The sequence below is a fragment of the Ferrovibrio sp. genome, assembly GCF_029255545.1.
Classification (GTDB): domain Bacteria; phylum Pseudomonadota; class Alphaproteobacteria; order Ferrovibrionales; family Ferrovibrionaceae; genus Ferrovibrio.
In genome coordinates, this window is record NZ_JANLJJ010000022.1 from 57,252 (window position 1) to 75,797 (window position 18,546).

Consider the following 18,546-nt stretch of genomic DNA (forward strand, 5'->3'; position numbering starts at 1 on the left):
GAGGGGAATGCCGGATGTCCGATACGGGGCAGGTTACAACGCGCCGTGGCGGTATCCGCCAGCGGTTGTTCATCGCAGTCGGAGCAATCGCGTCTTTCGCACTGATTTCGGCCGCTGCGGGCTGGTTCGCCCTGTCACGGCTTGATCGGGCCATTACGACGGTCACGGATGAGGGGGTCAACTCGGTGGTTGCCGCCCTGGCGCTGGCTGAACGGGTCGCCGATATGGCGGGTGCTGCTCCGGACCTGGTTTCGGCTTCAACGGAAAATGAGGTCAAAACCGTAGCCGATGCCAACAAGACCCGGGAAAAGGAAATCCGTTCGGTTCTGGAACTGGTGGCTCAGCGCGTGCCGGCCGAAAAGATGGCCGAGATTCAGAAAGAAGCGGACGGCCTTCTGGCCAATATCGGCCGGCTCGAACAGTTGGTGATTGCGCGGATTCGCACAACGGAGCAGCGCGAGGCGGAAACCCAGAACCTGAGCAAGGCGCACGGGGTATTCCTGCAATATGCCAATCCCCAGATCGACGACGCGGTCGTTGACCTGACCGGCAGCCTGACGTCTGTCACGCGCAGCGGCGATCTGGGCCGGATCGAACGCACTCTCAACCGGCTTGCCGGCAACGACCTGGTCCTGGTGCAGGCGACTGCGTCTCTGATCGGCGAAATCAACAATGCCGTCGGTTTGCTTGCCGTCGGTGCTCAGGCCGGCAGCCGAGAAGAACTTGCATCTGTCGCCCAGCGCTTCTCCACCGCAGCCGACAAGGCGAGGCGCGCGCTGGCCATCGTCGAAAAAGTCAATCCCCATCCGGAGTTGTCGAAAGCGACAAAGACCGTGCTGGAATTTGGCGATGAGGGTACCGGACTTTTGGGTTTCCGCGAGCAGGAGCTGGATTCATTCGAATATTCCAAATCAACCCTGAAAACGAGCCGGGATGCCGCCGGCCGCCTGGGGCTCCTCAGCCAGGCCGTGGTCGACGATGCCAATCTTGGCGTCGCGACAGCCACCAGCGACGCTAAAGATGTCAGCATGGGCGGCAAGACGATCCTGATCATCGTGGCGGTCGCCAGCTTGATGGCGGCTACCCTGGTCGGCTGGCTTTATATTGGTCGCCGCATCGCCGATCCGCTGACTTTGCTCACTATGGCAATGGGCAAACTTGCAAACCGCGAATGGGCGACTGATGTGCCTGACCAGCAACGCGGCGACGAGATCGGCGATATGGCCCGCGCGGTTCAGATCTTCAAGGAAAATGGCCTGCAGAATGAACAGTTGCAGCAGGAAGTCGAGCGCAACCGGCAGACTGCCGAAGAACAACGCAAGGCGCAGGAACAGCTGCTTGATCGCGCCGTCGGCGAAGTGGTCGGCGCCGCGGCGGGTGGCGATCTTTCCGCCCGTATCGATACTGAAAAGCTAGACGGCATGATGGCGCGCCTGGGCGAGCGGATGAATGGCCTGCTCAAGACAGTAGAGGATGTTTTCGCCAGTCTGGGCGATGCGCTGGGCGCCATGGCGCGCGGTGATTTCACGCATCGTATCAACGCCGAATATGCGGGCGTGTATGACCGTCTCAAACAGGATGCCAATCGCACCGCGCAGCAACTGGCGGAAACTGTTGGCCAGGTGACATCGGCGGCCACCACCGTGCGTGATGCCGCCGCAGAAATCTCGACGGGCAGCAATGACCTTGCTCAGCGGACCGAACAGCAGGCGGCCAGCCTGGAGCAGACAGCGGCGTCGATGCATCAGATCACTGCCACGGTAAAGCAGAATGCCGACAATGCCGAAGCGGCCAATCAGCTGGCAGCTACGGCCCGCGATACTGCCGAAAAGGGCGGCAGCGTGGTTCAAAACGCCGTGACAGCCGTGACGCAGATCGAGGAAAGCGCGCGCAAGATTTCCGACATCGTCGGCCTGATTGACGAGATTGCTTTCCAGACAAACCTGCTGGCACTGAATGCCTCGGTCGAGGCGGCGCGGGCCGGCGAGGCCGGCAAGGGCTTTGCCGTGGTGGCGCAGGAAGTGCGCGCGCTGGCCCAGCGTTCGGCCGATGCCTCGAAGGATATCAAGGCCCTAATCCAGGACTCCAATGCCCAGGTCAAGACGGGCGCCAGCCTTGTGAACCAAACCGGGGCCAGCCTAGTCGAAATCGTCAGTGCCGTGAAAAAAGTGGCTGATATCGTGGGCGAGATTTCCTCGGCCAGCCGCGAGCAGGCTGTTGGCCTCGACGAGGTGAATACGGCCGTGGCCAATATGGACGAGATGACCCAGCGCAACGGCGCCCTGGTGGAACAGACCACGGCCTCGGCCCAGGCGATGGCCCGCCAGGCCCAGGAACTGGCGGATTTGGTAGGACAATTCCGCATCTGAGGGTGACAATTTAGCGTTTGACCCGCCCGTCCGGCGCGTTATACCCATCCGGCATTGTTTCCACAGGAGGTCGGTATGGCCACGGACGCCATCAGGGTCGCGATTTTGGGTGCCAGCGGTTACACGGGCGCGGAGCTGCTTCGCGTCCTGCTGCGTCATCCGCGCGTCCGCGTGGTGGCCCTGACTGCCGACCGGAAAGCCGGTGAGGGGATCGAGACGGTCTTCCCGCAATTCCTCGGTCTGGGCCTGCCCAGACTGGTGACCATACAGGAAGTGGACTGGAGCGGTGTCGATGCCGTGTTCTGCGCCCTGCCGCATGGCACCACCCAGGAAGTCATCGCCGGCCTGCCGACGCATCTGAAGATCGTCGACCTGTCGGCCGATTTCCGGCTGCGGGACCCGGCTGAGTATGCCAAGTGGTATGGCCATGAACACCGGGCGCCGAAGCTGCAGGAAGAGGCGGTTTACGGCCTGACTGAGATGTACCGGTCCGGGGTTGCCACGGCGCGGCTGGTGGCCAATCCGGGTTGCTATCCCACCTCGGCCCAGTTGCCGCTGCTGCCGCTGCTGGCCGCCGACCAGATCGATCCCGATGATATCGTGATTGATGCCAAGTCAGGCGTGTCTGGGGCCGGTCGCGCGGCCAAGGAAGGCTCGCTGTATTGCGAGGTGGGCGAGGGTACCCATGCCTATGGCGTTGGTTCTCACCGGCATGGCCCGGAGATCGAGCAGATCCTGTCCGAGACCGTTGGCCGCCCGATCGTGGTGAATTTCACGCCGCATCTGATGCCGATGAACCGCGGCATGCTGTCGAGCATTTACGTGAAGCTGAAGCCGGGCGTGAGTGCCGACGACCTGCGGGCCACGCTGTTGCAGCGTTATGCCGACGAGCCCTTCGTGCAGATTACGTCTCAGGGCGTGGCGCCGCAGACGCGGCATGTGCGCGGCACCAATGCCTGCCATATCGGCGTGTTTCCCGACCGGGTGAAGGGCCGTGCCATGCTGTTCTCCGTCATCGATAATCTGATGAAGGGGGCCAGCGGCCAGGCCGTGCAGAATTTCAACGTGATGTACGGCCTGCCGGAGACCACCGGCCTGGATCAGATCGCCCTGTTCCCGTGAGTCTGGTGCTGTCTTTTGGCGACCGGCATCCGGCCATCGCGCCGGATGCCTTCGTCGCGCCGAATGCCACCGTGATCGGCGATACCGATATTGGTGCCCGCAGCTCGATCTGGTTCGGCTGTGTCCTGCGTGGTGATGTCAACAGCATCCGCGTTGGTTCCGATACCAATATCCAGGACGGCACTGTGGTTCATGTCACGCGGGCCAAATTCGGCACCGTGATCGGCTCAGGCGTTACCATCGGCCATCTGGCCCTGGTTCATGGCTGCACCCTGGAAAACCATTCCTTCGTCGGTATGCAGGCCACGGTGATGGATGGCTGCGTGATCGAAAGCGAGGGCATGCTGGCGGCGGGCGCCTTGCTCACCCCTGGCAAGCGTATCGCCAGCGGTGAACTCTGGGCCGGTCGCCCAGCCAGGTTGATGCGTCGTCTTGATACGGATGAATTGCGGAATATCCATGAGACGGCGGCCCATTATGCCCGCCTGGCGGCCAGTTACCGGGCCCAGCTGGCAACGACTCGTTAAGACTTTCTTGAATTCCGGCCGCTAGCCTCACACATTCACTGCAAGGATTCACACGGCCGCAGCGATCATGCCGGGCCGTGCAGCGGATGGAAACATGAGCGTCGGCGCCACCCATTCCCCCTGGCCGGATGATCTGTACGATCAGATCAAAGCGCATGGGGAATTTCTGTCCGGGAAACTGGGCAAGCTGACGCGGGGCAAGCAGCTCACCCTGGTTGGCGCCGACCTTACCGGCATCAAACTGGTCGGCATGAACCTGCAGCGCACCGTGTTCCGCAGCTGCCGCTTTTACTGCGCCGATCTGCGCAATTCTGATTTCAGCCAGGCGGTGCTCACCGGCTGCGACTTTTCCGGCGCCGACCTCACCAATGCGCGTTTCGTATGGGCCAACCTGCGTGGCGCCGACCTGTCGCGGGCGATCCTCAAAGGAACCCGCTTCGAGAATGCCGACATGCGGCCGATGACCGATCCGCCAGTGCCGCCGCATGGCAAGGGTGGTGTGGTGTCGCTGAAGGACACGACGCTGCATAACACCAATCTGACGCAGGCCAAGCTGCTGGGCGCCTCTTTCGTGGGCGCCATTCTGGATGGCGCCATCCTCGACAATGCCGACCTGGAAGGCGCCGATTTTTCCTATTCGACGCTGAGCAAGGTGCAGTTCAGGAACGCCAAGCTGCATGATGCGAATTTCAACCTTGCCGACTTTCCGCCGGAAATGCTGCGTGAATTGCAGGGCACAGGCGCCAGGTTGCCAAAGGAAGTTGCGTCGGAAGTGATCGAACAGGTGCTGCGCGACCATCAGAGCTGGATCGAGTCTGAAGGCCAAACCGGCAGGCGGGCGATCATGTCGGGCTGGTATCTGTCGCGGGCGCATCTGGCGCAGGCCAACCTGAATGGCGCCGATTTGCGGGCCGCCAATCTGTCGAATGCCAACCTGCATGGCGCCAAGCTGATCTGTACGGATTTGCGCGAAGCCAATCTGATGTACAGCAATATGACCGATGCGGATTTCCGTGGCGCCCTGATCGAAGGATCGCGCGGACTTCCGGTGGTGCTGAACGACAAGAAGAACTAGGTCAGCGACGGCGTTGGGTCGGGCTGGCAGCGGGTTTGGGGCCGTTCGCGTTGAGGCCCTTCACCGCGCGCAGGATGCGTCGCCATACCAGCGTGCCGGCGAAATCACCGCCCAGCGTCATTTCAGCCAGAACCTTGGTCGCATGGCTTTCCGCACGGCGGGGGCCATGGTCGGCGATCAGGTCGCGGGCGGCGCGCCAGATTTCGGCATCGGTGCTCATTGGCGGCAGACTGGCGGCAAAAGGTTAGCGAAAGGTAACAGAAGCAGCCTGAGACAGTCAGTCAGGCCATATCCTTCACTTTGTCCACCGCGACCCGCAGGCTTTCCAGCAAATCCTTTTCCATTTTTTCGGATGGTTTATGGATGCCCTGGGCCAGAACCACGTACATGGCATCGATATGGATGCTGATCACCTCAAGCTGGGCCTCGTTCGGAATGCCGAGTTTGCCGATGAAATCTTTCAGGGATTTGGCCAACTGGCTGAGCAGGGGATAACCGAAGGTGCCGCCCATGCCTTTGATGTCGAAAGCCAGCTCGGCAATCGTTTCCATGATGAAAATGCGGGACAGCGGATCGTCTTCCGCCGCTTTCACCTGAACTCGCATTTCGCGCAGGTTATTGAGGATTTCGTTGGCAAACTCGTCGGCGGAAGCCGCGATCACGGACTCGATCTTGGCGCGCACCTCGTCGGTCAGCGTCAGGTCGAGGCCGGTGGTGAAATTCACCGCCCGCTGGCGTAAATCCTGCGGCGCCTTGATAAAGCGCGGTTTGCTGATCCCCTTGGCCATCGCTCCACGACCTGACCGCCTTTTGACATACGGGATATTCCCGTCTGGCGGGTTATAGACGGCCAAGCTGTGTCTGTATATGGGGAGTGGTCCGCCAGCCCGGCGGCTGGACGGACCACTCATGCGTCAGGATCCCAGAATCCGGCCGTCTTTCTTGGTAATTACGACCACCGAGGGGCGTGGCGGCATGCCGGGCTGGAAATCGGGCCAGCGGGTGGCCGGATCCTCAAAGGTCGAACCCTTGCCACTCTTGGTGAACTTCTCGCCGCCATCGGCGGCCGGGTGCTGAACGGCCACAAACAGGGTTTTATCATCGGGCGTAAAGCAGGGGCCGCATATTTCGGCGCCCACCGGATTGCGGAAAAACTGCTTTGACAGGCCGCGATTGGGACCCTCGGTTTCCACCGCCCAGATGCCATCCGCGGTGCCACTGGCTTTCTGCCAGGCCTCGCCCTGATCGGTGCCGACCCAGAAGCGGCCCTGGCTGTCGAAGGCTGCGTTGTCGGGGCAGGCGAACCAGCCATTGGCACTGGTCTGCGTATGATATTTGCCGGCGACTTTCGGGTCGGCCGGATTGCCGGCCTGGAGCAGAATATTCCAGGCGAAGGTGTTGGCCGTATGATCGTTATCGGGCTGGATCATTTCGATGATCTGGCCCCACTGGTTCCCGGCGCGCGGATTGGCGGCATCGACCTGTTCGGGCTTGCGGCGGCTGTTGTTGGTCATGATCGCATAGACCTTGCCATTCACCGGATTGACCTCGATCTCCTCCGGCCGATCCATCTTGGTGGCACCAAGCAGATCGGCAGCGCGACGGGCCTCGATCAACACGTCGGCCTGGCTGCTGAAGCCATTGGCCGGGGTGAGCGGGCCCTGGCCATAAACCAGCGGCAGCCACTCGCCACGACCATTGGCGTCGTATCTGGCGACAAACAGCGTACCGTCATCGAGCAGGTTCATGTTGGCCTGGCGATTGCCCGGGTTATAGCGGCCGCGCGTGATGAACTTGTATACGTATTCAAAACGCTCATCGTCGCCGGAATAAACCGCCACCCGACCATCCTTGTTCACCACGACCGTGGCGCCTTCATGTTTGGTGCGACCCAGCGCTGTGCGCTTCTTCGGGGTGGATTTCGGGTCATATGGGTCGATCTCCACGACCCAGCCATAGCGGTTGGCTTCGTTCGGTTCCTTGGTGACATCGAAACGGTCATGGAACTTCGCCCAGGCATACCAGTTGCCGGGGACGCCATAACGTTTGTGATTTCCTTCCTCGGGATGTCCGGCTTCCAGCTTGCCGCCGAAATAGCCATGGAAATTCTCCTCACCGCTGAGCATTGTGCCCCAGGGCGTGACGCCGCCGGCACAATTGTTCAGGGTGCCGATCACGTGCCGACCGCTGGGGTCTGTCTTGGTTTTGACCCGGGCATGCCCAGCAACCGGGCCGCTCAGTTCGCAGAGTGAGGCCAGGCCATCGACGCGGCGGCCAAACAGGCTGCCGCTGACCAGCGACCATTTGCCATCTGCGTTCTTTTGTATCTCGACAACCGACATGCCATGGGCAGCCATTTCGATATCGACCAGATTCTGGGTCATATCGCGGAACAGAACTTCCTTGCTGTCCTGTCGCGCCATGCCCGGGAACATCAATTCCTCGTTCGTGTACTCATGATTTATGACGAGCATGCCACGGTTGGGGTTGCCGCTGCCCAGCGGCAGGGGCATGTAGGCGATGTAATCGTTGTTGTAGCCGAACTGCTTCTGCTGTGCGGCGGCTGTTTGCCGGTGGGGATCGAAAGGCGGTGCATCAGGCGTGACCGGATCGCCCCAGCGGATCAGTACATCAGCATCATAACCTTCCGCGATATGGTGGGTGCGGTCGACGCCATGAGGCACTTCCTTGAAATTGAAGCTGTGGCGGGTGCCGTTGGCCTGGGCGTCTGCCTTGCCAATCGGCAATCCGGCGCTCAGGGCGATGCCAGCGGCACTGCCGGCCAGCAGGCCTTTCAGGACGTCGCGGCGGCCGTAGCGCTGCTGTACCACGTCGCCGATAGCCGGGTTGACGCTATGGTTAATGCCAACATTCTGGGAGTCTTCATAGGCTTCGCTCCGGCTGCGGCCGTCGAAGGTAGGGCGGGTCATGCTGTTCTCCTGGTCTCGGCTCTGATTCGTCCGGTACAGGATGGGTAGCGCCGGTATGTGACGGGATGATGAAGTAAATTTCTCAACTTGTGGTGCATTTTACGGGGGTGCCTTCGACTAAAGTCGGGTGTAATCATTCGGATACCCCCCGGGCGTTCACTTCCACAAGTACCCCCGGTTTGCGCTAATCTTCACGAGGCGCGGCATGATCGAAAAGACGACAAAACAAATCGCGCAGAACATGGATGGGGTGAAGCAGCCCATCGGGGAGGAAGTATGCGGGTTCTGACCAATCTGCCACTGGGGCTGCGGCTGGGATTGGCGATGTTGGCGTTGCTCGTCGCTGCTGCCGGGTGGATGTGGAGCGCCGGCCAGGCCGGGACGCAGTATGCGGTGGCGGCAGGCATTCTGGCCCTCGTGATCGGCACCATTTTTATCGCTTCGCTCACGGCCGGCCAATCGCGCCTTCACGCGGCGTTGCAGGACTGGCCGAAATCGGCTCCGGTCGGTGAGGGGGCCGAACCCCTGCAGCGGCTGGCCCGGCTCTGGCGTGAAGGAGAAGCGCGCCAGCAGGCCCTGCAGGGCCGCATCGATGAACTCGAGGCTGAACTTGTACGGATCCGTCAGGCCGATACGGCTGTGCTCGACGAAATGGCGGAGCTCTGCCGTTCGATTGGGGGTGGCGTGCTGCACCAGCGGGTTTCCGATCATGATGGCGAGGAAGCCGCCCACCGGTTGGCTGAGCGTTTCAACCACATGGCGGAAACGCTGGATTCGGTGGTTGGCGACCTGAAGGCCCTGTTCGGCCGTATGGCCGAGGGCGATTTGTCGGATGGCATTCCCAATCATCGCGGCGGTGACTTCGCCGTTATGCGTGAAGGCGTGGTGCAGGCGATTGATCGGCTGGGCAATGTGATCGGCACCATCGTGCAGGCGGCCAACACCATTTCTGCCGCCACGGTGCAACTGACCCGTGAAGCGAAGGGGCTGGCAGAGAGTGCCGAGGCGCAATCCACCAGTCTTGACCGCACGGCTGCCGACGCCGCGTCGCTGAGCGAGGCGGCGCGGGCCAATGAGGCCGCAGCCAAACGCGCCAACCAGCGGGCCGGAGAGGCGAGGGCGGCGGCCCAGAATGGTGTCCAGGTGGTGCGCCGTTCGATTGATGCGATGAATGAAATGGCCGATATGTCGCACCGCATCTCGGAGATCACCTCGCTGATCAACGAGATTGCCTTCCAGACCAATCTTCTGGCCCTGAACGCGTCGGTCGAGGCCGCGCGCGCTGGCGAAGCCGGCAAGGGTTTTGCCGTGGTGGCGCAGGAAGTGCGCGCCCTGGCGCAACGCTCTGCCAACGCCTCAAAAGATATTGGCGCCATCATCAAGCAATCCGACGACAAGGTGAAATCCGGCGTCACCCTGGTCAGTGAAACCGGAACGGTGCTGAACCGCATCGTCGAGGCGATTGATTCGATGGGCCAGCAACTCGGCGAGATCGAGCATGCGAGCACCGACCAGTCGAGCCGCGTGAACGGCGTGACCCATGCGATCACGGACATGAACGCGGCGACGCGCGGTTACCTGTCCGTGGTGCAACGGACCGGCGCTGCGATTCAGGATATCGACCAGCAGGTCGCCAACCTCGCCACCCAGATCGGGTTCGTCACGACTACGGCGGACCGGCCATTCCTGGTCGCGGCCAAGCAGGCTGCCGCCGAGATCAGTGGCCTGTTTGAAGAGGCGATCCGGCGCGGCGAGATGAGCATGGAAGATTTCTTTGACGAGAATTATGCCCCGATCAAAGGAACCAATCCGCAGCAGTTCATGACCCGCTTCGTCAAGTTCACGGATGCTCACCTGCCGAAAATTCAGGAGCCGTTGCTGGAATCGAACTCGTCGATTGCCTTCTGCGCCGCCATCGACCGCAACGGCTTCCTGCCGACGCATAACCTGAAATACTCTCAGCCTCAGGGCAAGGATCCGGTCTGGAACGCGGCTAATTCACGCAACCGCCGCATGTTCAACGACCCGGTTGGCCTGGCCTGCGGCCGGAATGAAAAGTCGTATCTGCTGCAATGCTATCGCCGGGATATGGGCGGCGGCGTTTACGTGCTGATGAAGGATATGTCCGCGCCGGTGATTATCCAGGGCCGGCACTGGGGCGGCTTCCGCATCGGCTATAAGATCTGAGGCAAAAGAAAGAGCGGGCAATTTCTTGCCCGCTCTGGGTCGTCAGGAAAATCCGCGGATCAGACCCGCTCAATCACCATGGCAATACCCTGGCCGACGCCGATGCACATGGTGCAGAGGCCATAGCGGCCGCCGGTGCGCTCCAGATGGTTCAGCGCCGTGGTGATCAGGCGCGCGCCGCTCATGCCCAGCGGATGGCCAATGGCAATTGCGCCGCCATTGGGATTTACATAAGTGGCATCGTCGGGAACTTTCAGTTCGCGCAGGACGGCGAGGGCCTGCGCCGCGAAAGCCTCGTTCAGCTCGATCACATCCATGTCGCGGATGCTCAGGCCCGCCTTGGCCAGAACCTTCTCGGTGGCGGGAACCGGCCCAATGCCCATGATGCGGGGCGGCACGCCGGCTGCGGCGGTGGCAATAATGCGACCGCGCGGCGTCAGGCCATGCTTCTTGGCGGCGGCCTCGGCGGCCAGAATCAGGGCTGCGGCGCCGTCATTCACCCCGGAGGCATTGCCGGCTGTCACCGTGCCGCCCTGGCGGAATGGCGTTGGCAGTTTGGCCAGCGCTTCGATCGAGGTGTCGCGCGGATGTTCGTCGCGGTCCACCACGACAGGATCGCCCTTGCGGCTGGGGATGGTAACCGATGTGATCTCCGCCTCGAACAGGCCAAGCTTGATCGCGTTGAGCGCGCGCTGCTGGCTGCGCAGGGCAAAGGCATCCTGATCGGCGCGGCTGATCTGGAACTGCTCGGCCACGTTCTCGGCGGTTTCCGGCATGGAATCGACGCCGTATTTCTGCTTCATCAGCTTGTTGACGAAACGCCAGCCAATGGTGGTGTCATGGATTTCAACGGTGCGCGAGAATGCGCTTTCCGCCTTGGCCATTACGAAGGGCGCGCGGCTCATGCTCTCCACGCCGCCAGCGATAACCAGATCGAGTTCACCGGTCTTGATGCCGCGGGCGGCGCTGCCCGCTGCCTCAAGGCCGGAACCGCACAGGCGATTCACGGTGGCGCCAGGAACCTTCTCGGGCAGGCCAGCCAGCAGCAGGGCCATGCGGGCGACGTTGCGGTTGTCTTCGCCGGCCTGGTTGGCGCAACCGAAAATTACGTCGTCGATGGCGTCCCAGTCGACGGCCGGGTTGCGTTGCATCAGTGCCTTGATTGGCACGGCGCCCAGATCGTCGGCGCGGATGCTGGACAGGGCGCCGCCATAGCGGCCAACGGGCGTACGAATGGCGTCGCAGATGAATGCCTCGGTCATGTGTCTCTCCCTAGGGTCTTTCGGCCGAGTGGAACGATACCGCAGAATGGCCTGAGTCTGATCAGACCGGCGGGGTGCGGCTGATGATGGCCGAGTAAAGCGCCGAGTCAACATTCCCACCCGAGGCAACGGCAATCACCGTGCGGTTAGCGCACGGCACTTTGCCATTCAGGACGCTGGCCAGCGCGGCGGCGCCGCCGGGTTCGACGACGAGTTTGAAGTAATGAAACGCGGTGGCAATGGCGGTCTCCACCTCGGCATCAGTCGCTGAAACGGCGCCGGCCAGATTGGCGCTCATCACGCCAAAGGTGATGTCGCCCGGATGCGGGGCCATCAGGGCATCGCAGAACGTATTACCCTTGCCGGCATGGCTGACGATCCTGCCTGCCTTCAGGGAAAGGTCGATATCGTCGAACTGGTCCGGCTCGGCGCAGTAAACCTCGGTGCCGGGCAGGCGATCCTTGATCGCCAGCGCAACGCCCGAGATCAGGCCGCCGCCGGAAGCGGGCGCCAGAACCGCATCGGGAACAATATCGCGTTCGGCACATTGCGCGGCGATTTCCAGGCCGATGGTACCCTGGCCCGAGATGATGAAGGGATCGTTGAAAGGCGGGACCAGCGTCATGCCGCGTTCGTCGCAATAACGCCGCCCGATCGCCTCGCGATCTTCCTTGTAACGATCGTAGAGCACCACCTCGGCGCCATAGGCACGCGTGTTGGCGATCTTGATCGCCGGCGCGTCGCTCGGCATCACGATCACCGCCGGCGCGCCGCACAGGCGTGCGGCCCAGGCGGCGGCCTGGGCGTGGTTGCCCGACGAGAAGGCGACGATGCCGCGTTTGCGCTCTTCGGCATCCAGCCGGCTGATTCGGTTATAGGCGCCACGGAACTTGAACGAGCCGGTTACCTGCAAAGGCTCGGCCTTGATCAGCAGACGCCCACCGAGCTTCTCGTTCAGGAAACGGTTTTCCAGCAGCGGCGTCTGCACGGCGATGCCGCGCAGGCATTTGGCGGCATTTTCCACATCGGCAACGGTCGGCAGCGGTGGCCGTTTGGCTGGAGCGTTCATGAAGCGGTTCTCCGAAATCGTATTTGGCTCAACATTGCCGGACCCCGAACCCGGCAGGGCTGGTTTATATCATGCGGTCGCGCAGGCTCTACAGTCTGGCCAGAAAGGCGTCGATAGCAGCCACGGCTTCAGGTTCGTCCAGTTGCGGTACGTGGCCGACATCTGGCACGGTCACCGCAACCATGCCGGCATGTTCGCGTTTCATCCGCACCAGGGTCTCGGCCGTCAGGATGTCTGACAGTGTACCACGCAGGGCCAGCAGCGGGACATGGCGCAAGCCGCGAAATAGCGGCCAGAGATCAGGCAGGGGCTGCCTGGCCTGTTCGCGCATGGCCTGGGCGATGTTCAGGTCGTAATCCAGTCGCAGGCCACCACGAGAGGTATCTTCGGTGAAGGTGGCGCGGGCGATGCGCATCCAGCTGTCGCTGCCAAGCTTTGGATAGGCTGGGGCATATGTGCGCTGCAGGATGGCCATGGCCGTTTCGTAATCCGGTGCGAAAATCGGATTGCCGATATACCCCGCAATCCGCTGGCGGCCTGACTCGCTGACATCAGGGCCGACATCATTGAGGATCACGCCGGCCAGCGCGGTTGGCATGGCGGTGGCCATCGCCATGGCCATGATGCCGCCCATCGAAGTCCCGAGCACGACCACGCGATGCAGATGGGTGACGGCCAGCAGATGTTGCAGGTCGCTGAGATAAACGGATGGCTGGTAGTTGGATGAATCTGGATCGTAGGCCGAGCGGCCGCGGCCACGGAAATCGAAGCAGATCACGCGCCGTTCAGCCGCATGCCGCAGGGCGAAATCGTGAAAGTCCCTGGCGTTGCGGGTCAGGCCGGGCAGGCAGAGCAGGGGAAGGCGCGTTGCGTGGCGTTGGCCGTAATCGCGGTAATACAGACGCAGATCATCCTGGGCGTGGAAGTAATGCTCGGTGAATTCTCCGGCTGCCATGTGGTTCAGCAGTCTTCGCCGCTGCAGGCCTGCCGCACCGTGCCGCGCATATCGACGTAGAGGCGTTCAAGATTCGTCTGCCTGTTGCCCAGCAGGACGCGGTAAATCTGCACGCCTTCCAAAACCCGCTGCACATAGTTCCGCGTTTCCGAGAAGGGAATCAATTCGATCCAGTCGATCACATCGACATGCGGCTGACGCGGATCACCCCAATCGCGGATCCAGCGCCGAACCCGGCCTTCGCCGGCATTATAGGCGGCCAGAGCCAGCACGTAATTGTTGCTCCAGTTCTGCAGCAGGCCATTCAGGTAATAGGCGCCGAGGCGAACATTGTAACTGGCATCGTTGGTCAGGCTGGCCTGCTGGTATGCGGTTTTTATCTCTTTGGCGACGCCCTTTGCGGTTGCCGGCATCAACTGCATCAGACCACGCGCGCCGGCTGGCGAAACCGCGAACTGGTTGAACTCGCTTTCCTGTCGCGACAGGGCCAGGACCAGGGCGGTCTCCGGCGCGCTGGTATGCAGCATCGGCTCGACCAGCGGGAAACTCTCCCGGACCAGGATGATGTTCTGCCGTGCCGATCGTTTGGTCGCGGTCACGGCAAGATCGACCCGGCGCAGATTGCGGGCCAGTTGCGCCACCAGTTTGTGTTCTTCCGGGTTATCCGCGGTATGCACCAGTCGCAGGATGAATGGGCGTAGGCGGTCTTCCTGATCCAGTTCGACCAGGATACGGGCAACCCGCACCACCTCCCGTCGTTCGAAATGCCGCGTCGTCTCGGCGCTCACCTGGGTTGACTCGGGAAGTTCGAGCGGACTTCCGGGGTTGATGGCATGGGCAGCAAGCTGGCCGTAGAACGTGGTGCTGTGCCGGGCTGCCTCGGCATAGGATAGCCGGGCCTGTTCGGCGTTGCCGAATGCGTCATGGGTACGGCCGAGCCAGTAGCCGGCGCGGGACAGGCTGACCGGATAGCGCACGCTGTCCTGCAGCTTCGTGAAATGCTTCAGCGCCGTCTGCGGTTCCTGCAGCAGGCGCAATGCTATCCAGCCGGCCAGCCATTCGGCTTCCGCCAGGGCGCTGCCGCCTTTCAGGCCATGGCCGGCCGCCAGCCGATAGGCTTCCGAGATACGGCCCTCGGCCATCGCCTTGCGGGCGCGGTGATGCCGCTCAACCCACCATTTCTCGGCCCGGCCAAGATCGTCAGGCGCGTTGTAAAGCAGGGCTTCCACGCCGTCGTCCATGCCGCGTTTGCGCTGCCAGCGCAGGCGGTCATAGGCCAGGCCGCCATCCTCGCGCAGCTGCGCCGGCAGGCCGGCGACCAGTTTCTCCGCCCCGGCGACGTTACTGGCAAGCGCGATGCGGGTTTCCGCCAGCCGGCGGGCATCGGTGTCCAGACGTGGCAGCATGCGCCGGGCGGCCTCGATATTGGCATCCCACAACAGCCGGTCGGTGCGGGCGGCATTGTCGGCATTGGAAAAACGCTGACCGAATTCCGCCCACAGGATTTTCTCGTCGCGCAGCGCCAGATTGCCGTCCACCCAGGCGCGCCGCATCACCGGGAAGGCCTCTGCCTCGCGGCCCAGCCGCAGCAGGGCCTCTCCCAGCCGCAGCAGGCCGAGGCCGGTTTCCGGCGGGTGGGCATCGAACCAGGCAATGATGCGCCCATCGCCGGTTGCGCCGTTCATGGCCTCCTCGGCGCGACGCAGCAGGGCTTCGCGGGCCGGCCAGTCCGGCTTGGTTTCGATGAAGCTGGCGATATCCTCGAAAGAAGCGCCGCTATTGGCGGCCTGAAGCCAGAGCCAGCGGATCAGCTGCGGGATCAGCGGGTCGCGGGCGGCGGCTGCGATCCGGCGGGCGGCATCGAAACGCCTCGCTTCGGCCTCCTGCAGCGCCTTGCGGCCGATCTCGCGGTCGGCGGCGCTGAGCAGGGTATGCTTGGCAGGCAGCTGGGTCTGTTCGGGGCGGGCCGGCGGCGTGCCGCGGCGCGGCTTGCTGGCCGGCAGCGGAGCGGTGGCGGATGCCGAGGCCAGCTCGGCGGCCGGCTTGGTTTCCGGCGTCGGCTGGCGGGCGGTGGCCGATGCGGTCCAGGGGGCGAACCAGCCCAGGACAAGCCCACCCAGCAGGGCCAGGCTGAGAGGCCGGCGCCAGCGGCGGGAGGGACAATCGATACAATGCTGCGACACGGCGAATCTTTCGCAAATCCAAATACATGATAACAGGCCGCGGAGCTTGGCAAAAGCGCGGCTTGCCCTTGATGGAGGCTGCCGGCACGGGTAAGGTCGCAGCTTATCCGTTTGTAACGCGCAAAGGTAAAGGAACCACCATGTTCAAGGGCTCGTTCGTCGCACTGATCACCCCGTTCAGGAAGGGGAAGGTGGACGAGAAAGCGTTCGGCGATTTCGTCGAATGGCAGATTGCCCAGGGCACGCATGGCTTGGTGCCGGTCGGCACCACCGGCGAGTCCCCGACCCTGAGCCATGACGAGCACAAGCGCGTGGTTGAGATCTGCATCGAGGCCTCCCATGGCCGCGTGCCGGTGATGGCCGGCACAGGCTCGAACTCGACCGATGAGGCGATCGAGCTGACCCGCCATGCCCAGGAAGCCGGCGCCGATGCCGCGTTGATCGTGACGCCGTATTACAACAAGCCGACCCAGGCCGGCCTGTATGCCCATTACAAGGCGATCCACGACGCGACGAAGATCCCGATCTTCATCTACAATATCCCGCCGCGCTGCGTGATCGACATGTCGGTGGAGACCATGGCGGCGTTGTCCAAGCTGCCGCGCATCCGCGGCGTCAAGGATGCTACCGGCAATATCGAGCGCCCGCTGCTGCAGCGTATCGCCTCGGGCCCGAAATTCTGCCAGCTCGATGGCGATGATACCACCGCGCTGGCCTTCAACGCGCATGGCGGCACCGGCTGCATCTCGGTGACCGGCAATATCGCGCCCAGGCTGGTGGCGCAGATGCAGGAAGCCAGCCTGTCGGGCGATCATGCCAAGGCGTTGGCGATCCAGGAAAAGCTGATGCCGCTGCACAAGTCGCTGTTCGCCGAGACCAGCCCAGGCCCGGTGAAATATGCCGCCGAGCTGCTGGGTATCTGCTCGGCCGAACTGCGCCTGCCGATGGTGCCGCCCAGCAAGGCAACCACCGACCGCGTGAAGGCATTGGTCAAGGCGCTCGGCCTGACCGGTCCCAAGCAGAAGTCGGGGAGCAAGAGCGCCCCCGGCAAGGCCTCGGCGAAGAAAAAGAAGAAGTAATCATTCATGGCATTCGAACCGCGCACGGTGGCTGATAACCGCCGCGCGCGCTACGACTATCATCTGGACGACACCTTCGATGCCGGCATCGTATTGGTCGGCTCCGAAGTCAAAAGCCTGCGCGGCGGCCGCGCCAGCATCCAGGACGCCTATGCGGCCGAGCAGGATGGCGAGATCTGGCTGATCAACTGCCATATCCCGGAATATCATGGCGCCAACCGCTTCAATCACGAGCCGCGCCGGCAGCGCAAATTGCTGCTCAAGCATAAAGAGATCGACAAGCTGATCGGCGCCCTGAAGCGCGGCGGCGTGACTTTGGTGCCCCTGAGCATATATTTCAACGAGCGTGGTCGGGCCAAGGTCAAGATCGCGCTCGCGCGCGGCAAGAAGCTGCACGACAAGCGCGAGACGGAGAAGGCGCGCGACTGGGATCGCGAGAAGCACCGGCTGCTGCGCACCAAAAGCAGGGAATGACCGCAGTATCCTTATGGAGGCGGCGATGAGTGACGAGGAGTACAAGCCGGGCCTGATTGGCCAGATCAGGGACAAGTTGATTGCCTCGAAGCAGCAATGGGCGAAAGACGGCCGCCTGCTGACGGGGGAAACCGCGACGCCGAACCAGCGGCGCCTGCCGCCGGGCCAGCGCCTGGTGCGCGACTGGCCGGTGCTCGATCTCGGCGTGCAGCCCAACATCCTGCTCGACCGCTGGCAGCTCAGCGTTGGCGGCCTGGTGCAGAATCCGGTCAAGCTGACCTGGAACGATTTCCTCGACCTGCCGCAGATGGATACCGTATCCGACATCCATTGCGTTACCGCCTGGTCGCGCTACGACAACCGCTGGAGCGGTGTGCTGGCCAGCGATTTCCTCAGGCTGGTGAAGCCACATGCCGATGCCCGTCATATCGTGTTCCAGTCCTATGATGGCTATGCCACCAACGTGACGCTGGAGATGTTTTCAGCCGCTGACGTGCTGCTGGCGCATTCCTGGGATGGCGCGCCGCTGACGCGCGAACATGGCGGACCCGTGCGTATCGTGATGCCGAAATTCTATTTCTGGAAATCGGCGAAATGGATCAAACATATCGCCTTCCTCGACCGCGATGCACCGGGCTACTGGGAAGTGCGCGGCTATCACAATACCGGCAACCCGTGGAAGGAAGAGCGTTACGGCTAAGCCGGCGGGGGCCATTGCATGTCGGGGTCCAGCGGATAGATCGGTCGCGGTACCTGCCGCCAGGGCACGTTCTGCAGCACCGGGGTGGTCAGGCCGGGCACATCGACCTCGACGATACGGTCATCGGGGAAAAACTCGTCGAAGGCGGCCCGGAAATGGCCGCGTGATTTCACCACCAGGCTTCGTTGCCTGGCGATGTCGATGCCGAAGGTTTCGAAATACATCGGATCCAGCGCCTGGTGCCGGATCGCGGTTACCACAACCTGGATGCCGCCAACGGCAATCACGGCCGAAGGCCCGATATCGAGCGTGCGGCCCGCCGCCATGCCGCGACGGCCGACGAAGATGCCGTTGCTGAGCGCGACGACCTTGCCTGGTGCCGTGAAAGGCTCGGAGAAGGTGGTGGTTTCGCTGCGATTGAAGCGCGCCTTGAATTCTGCGCCGAGGCCCAGCCGATGTGCCTCGGCAGCCAGCTCCGGGTCGAAAACCGGCCCGATGGCGCAGCCGGTTACCCCCGCCTTGTGGAAGGCGGCGAGGATGTAGGACGTGTTGCCACGACCGCCGCCGCCGGGATTGTCGGCCACGTCGGCGAACAGTAGCGCGGGCCGGGCCGC

The 18,546-nt window shown here is 62.7% G+C and carries 17 protein-coding genes; 8 read left to right on the top strand and 9 right to left on the bottom strand.

Annotated elements, in window-relative coordinates; all coding sequences use genetic code 11:
- The first annotated feature begins 14 nt into the window (after positions 1-14).
- The 4 genes from Q1J79_RS03785 (at position 15) to Q1J79_RS03800 (ending at position 5,093) form a co-directional block, all read left to right on the top strand.
- Positions 15-2,369, top strand: a complete 2,355-nt coding sequence (locus tag Q1J79_RS03785) for a methyl-accepting chemotaxis protein (RefSeq protein ID WP_300296705.1) — start codon at positions 15-17, stop codon at positions 2,367-2,369.
- Positions 2,370-2,444: 75 nt separating this feature from the next.
- Positions 2,445-3,491, top strand: coding sequence for an N-acetyl-gamma-glutamyl-phosphate reductase (gene argC, locus Q1J79_RS03790; protein ID WP_300296708.1), 1,047 nt, complete (start codon positions 2,445-2,447; stop codon positions 3,489-3,491).
- Positions 3,488-4,018, top strand: a complete 531-nt coding sequence (locus Q1J79_RS03795) for a gamma carbonic anhydrase family protein (RefSeq protein WP_300296711.1) — start codon at positions 3,488-3,490, stop codon at positions 4,016-4,018. The genes argC and Q1J79_RS03795 overlap by 4 nt, the downstream gene beginning before the upstream one ends.
- A 94-nt stretch (positions 4,019-4,112) precedes the next feature.
- Positions 4,113-5,093, top strand: a complete 981-nt coding sequence (locus Q1J79_RS03800; RefSeq protein ID WP_300296714.1) for a pentapeptide repeat-containing protein — start codon at positions 4,113-4,115, stop codon at positions 5,091-5,093.
- Between the two features lies 1 nt (position 5,094).
- On the opposite strand, the gene Q1J79_RS03805 is transcribed toward Q1J79_RS03800, so the two are convergent.
- The 4 genes from Q1J79_RS03805 to Q1J79_RS03820 all read right to left on the bottom strand — a co-directional run bounded on the left by Q1J79_RS03805 (position 5,095) and on the right by Q1J79_RS03820 (position 8,779).
- Positions 5,095-5,313 (bottom strand): hypothetical protein, encoded by a 219-nt coding sequence (locus Q1J79_RS03805; RefSeq protein ID WP_300296717.1) that lies wholly within the window; start codon positions 5,311-5,313, stop codon positions 5,095-5,097.
- Between the two features lie 61 nt (positions 5,314-5,374).
- A complete protein-coding gene (locus tag Q1J79_RS03810; RefSeq protein ID WP_300296720.1) occupies positions 5,375-5,881 on the bottom strand; it encodes a hypothetical protein in 507 nt (168 codons plus the stop codon).
- 126 nt (positions 5,882-6,007) lie between these two features.
- The gene (locus Q1J79_RS03815; protein ID WP_300296722.1) at positions 6,008-8,023 is read right to left on the bottom strand and encodes a PhoX family phosphatase; all 2,016 of its coding nucleotides are present in this window, start codon (positions 8,021-8,023) and stop codon (positions 6,008-6,010) included.
- Positions 8,024-8,179: 156 nt separating this feature from the next.
- The gene (locus Q1J79_RS03820) at positions 8,180-8,779 is read right to left on the bottom strand and encodes a hypothetical protein (protein WP_300296725.1); all 600 of its coding nucleotides are present in this window, start codon (positions 8,777-8,779) and stop codon (positions 8,180-8,182) included.
- Between Q1J79_RS03820 and Q1J79_RS03825 the strand changes: the two genes are divergently transcribed.
- Complete coding sequence (locus tag Q1J79_RS03825; RefSeq protein ID WP_300296727.1) at positions 8,759-10,210, top strand: methyl-accepting chemotaxis protein; 1,452 nt, start codon at positions 8,759-8,761, stop codon at positions 10,208-10,210. The two genes, Q1J79_RS03820 and Q1J79_RS03825, sit on opposite strands and share 21 nt — an antisense overlap.
- Positions 10,211-10,269: 59 nt before the next feature.
- On the opposite strand, the gene pcaF is transcribed toward Q1J79_RS03825, so the two are convergent.
- The 4 genes from pcaF to Q1J79_RS03845 all read right to left on the bottom strand — a co-directional run bounded on the left by pcaF (position 10,270) and on the right by Q1J79_RS03845 (position 15,679).
- Entirely contained in the window at positions 10,270-11,472 is a 1,203-nt protein-coding gene (gene pcaF, locus Q1J79_RS03830) for a 3-oxoadipyl-CoA thiolase (RefSeq protein ID WP_300296730.1), read from the bottom strand.
- 61 nt (positions 11,473-11,533) lie between these two features.
- Complete coding sequence (locus Q1J79_RS03835; RefSeq protein ID WP_300296733.1) at positions 11,534-12,541, bottom strand: threonine/serine dehydratase; 1,008 nt, start codon at positions 12,539-12,541, stop codon at positions 11,534-11,536.
- Between the two features lie 88 nt (positions 12,542-12,629).
- Positions 12,630-13,496 carry an alpha/beta hydrolase gene (locus Q1J79_RS03840; protein WP_300296736.1) on the bottom strand — a complete coding sequence of 289 codons (867 nt, stop codon included), beginning with the start codon at positions 13,494-13,496 and terminating at the stop codon, positions 12,630-12,632.
- Positions 13,497-13,501: 5 nt separating this feature from the next.
- Positions 13,502-15,679 (bottom strand): lytic transglycosylase domain-containing protein, encoded by a 2,178-nt coding sequence (locus tag Q1J79_RS03845; protein WP_300296739.1) that lies wholly within the window; start codon positions 15,677-15,679, stop codon positions 13,502-13,504.
- Between the two features lie 140 nt (positions 15,680-15,819).
- Here Q1J79_RS03845 and dapA point away from each other — a divergent pair, with 140 nt between their 5' ends.
- From dapA to Q1J79_RS03860, 3 genes are read left to right on the top strand one after another with little or no spacing between them, the layout of a single operon-like run.
- On the top strand, positions 15,820-16,758 hold the full coding sequence (dapA, locus tag Q1J79_RS03850) for a 4-hydroxy-tetrahydrodipicolinate synthase (protein WP_300296742.1): 939 nt from the start codon (positions 15,820-15,822) through the stop codon (positions 16,756-16,758).
- Between the two features lie 6 nt (positions 16,759-16,764).
- Positions 16,765-17,232, top strand: a complete 468-nt coding sequence (gene smpB / locus Q1J79_RS03855) for an SsrA-binding protein SmpB (RefSeq protein WP_300296744.1) — start codon at positions 16,765-16,767, stop codon at positions 17,230-17,232.
- Between the two features lie 25 nt (positions 17,233-17,257).
- The gene (locus Q1J79_RS03860; RefSeq protein ID WP_300296747.1) at positions 17,258-17,932 is read left to right on the top strand and encodes a sulfite oxidase-like oxidoreductase; all 675 of its coding nucleotides are present in this window, start codon (positions 17,258-17,260) and stop codon (positions 17,930-17,932) included.
- On the opposite strand, the gene Q1J79_RS03865 is transcribed toward Q1J79_RS03860, so the two are convergent.
- Positions 17,929-18,546 (bottom strand): MlrC C-terminal domain-containing protein (locus tag Q1J79_RS03865; RefSeq protein WP_300296750.1); only part of this gene is annotated, 618 nt, incomplete at its 5' end. The genes Q1J79_RS03860 and Q1J79_RS03865 overlap by 4 nt on opposite strands.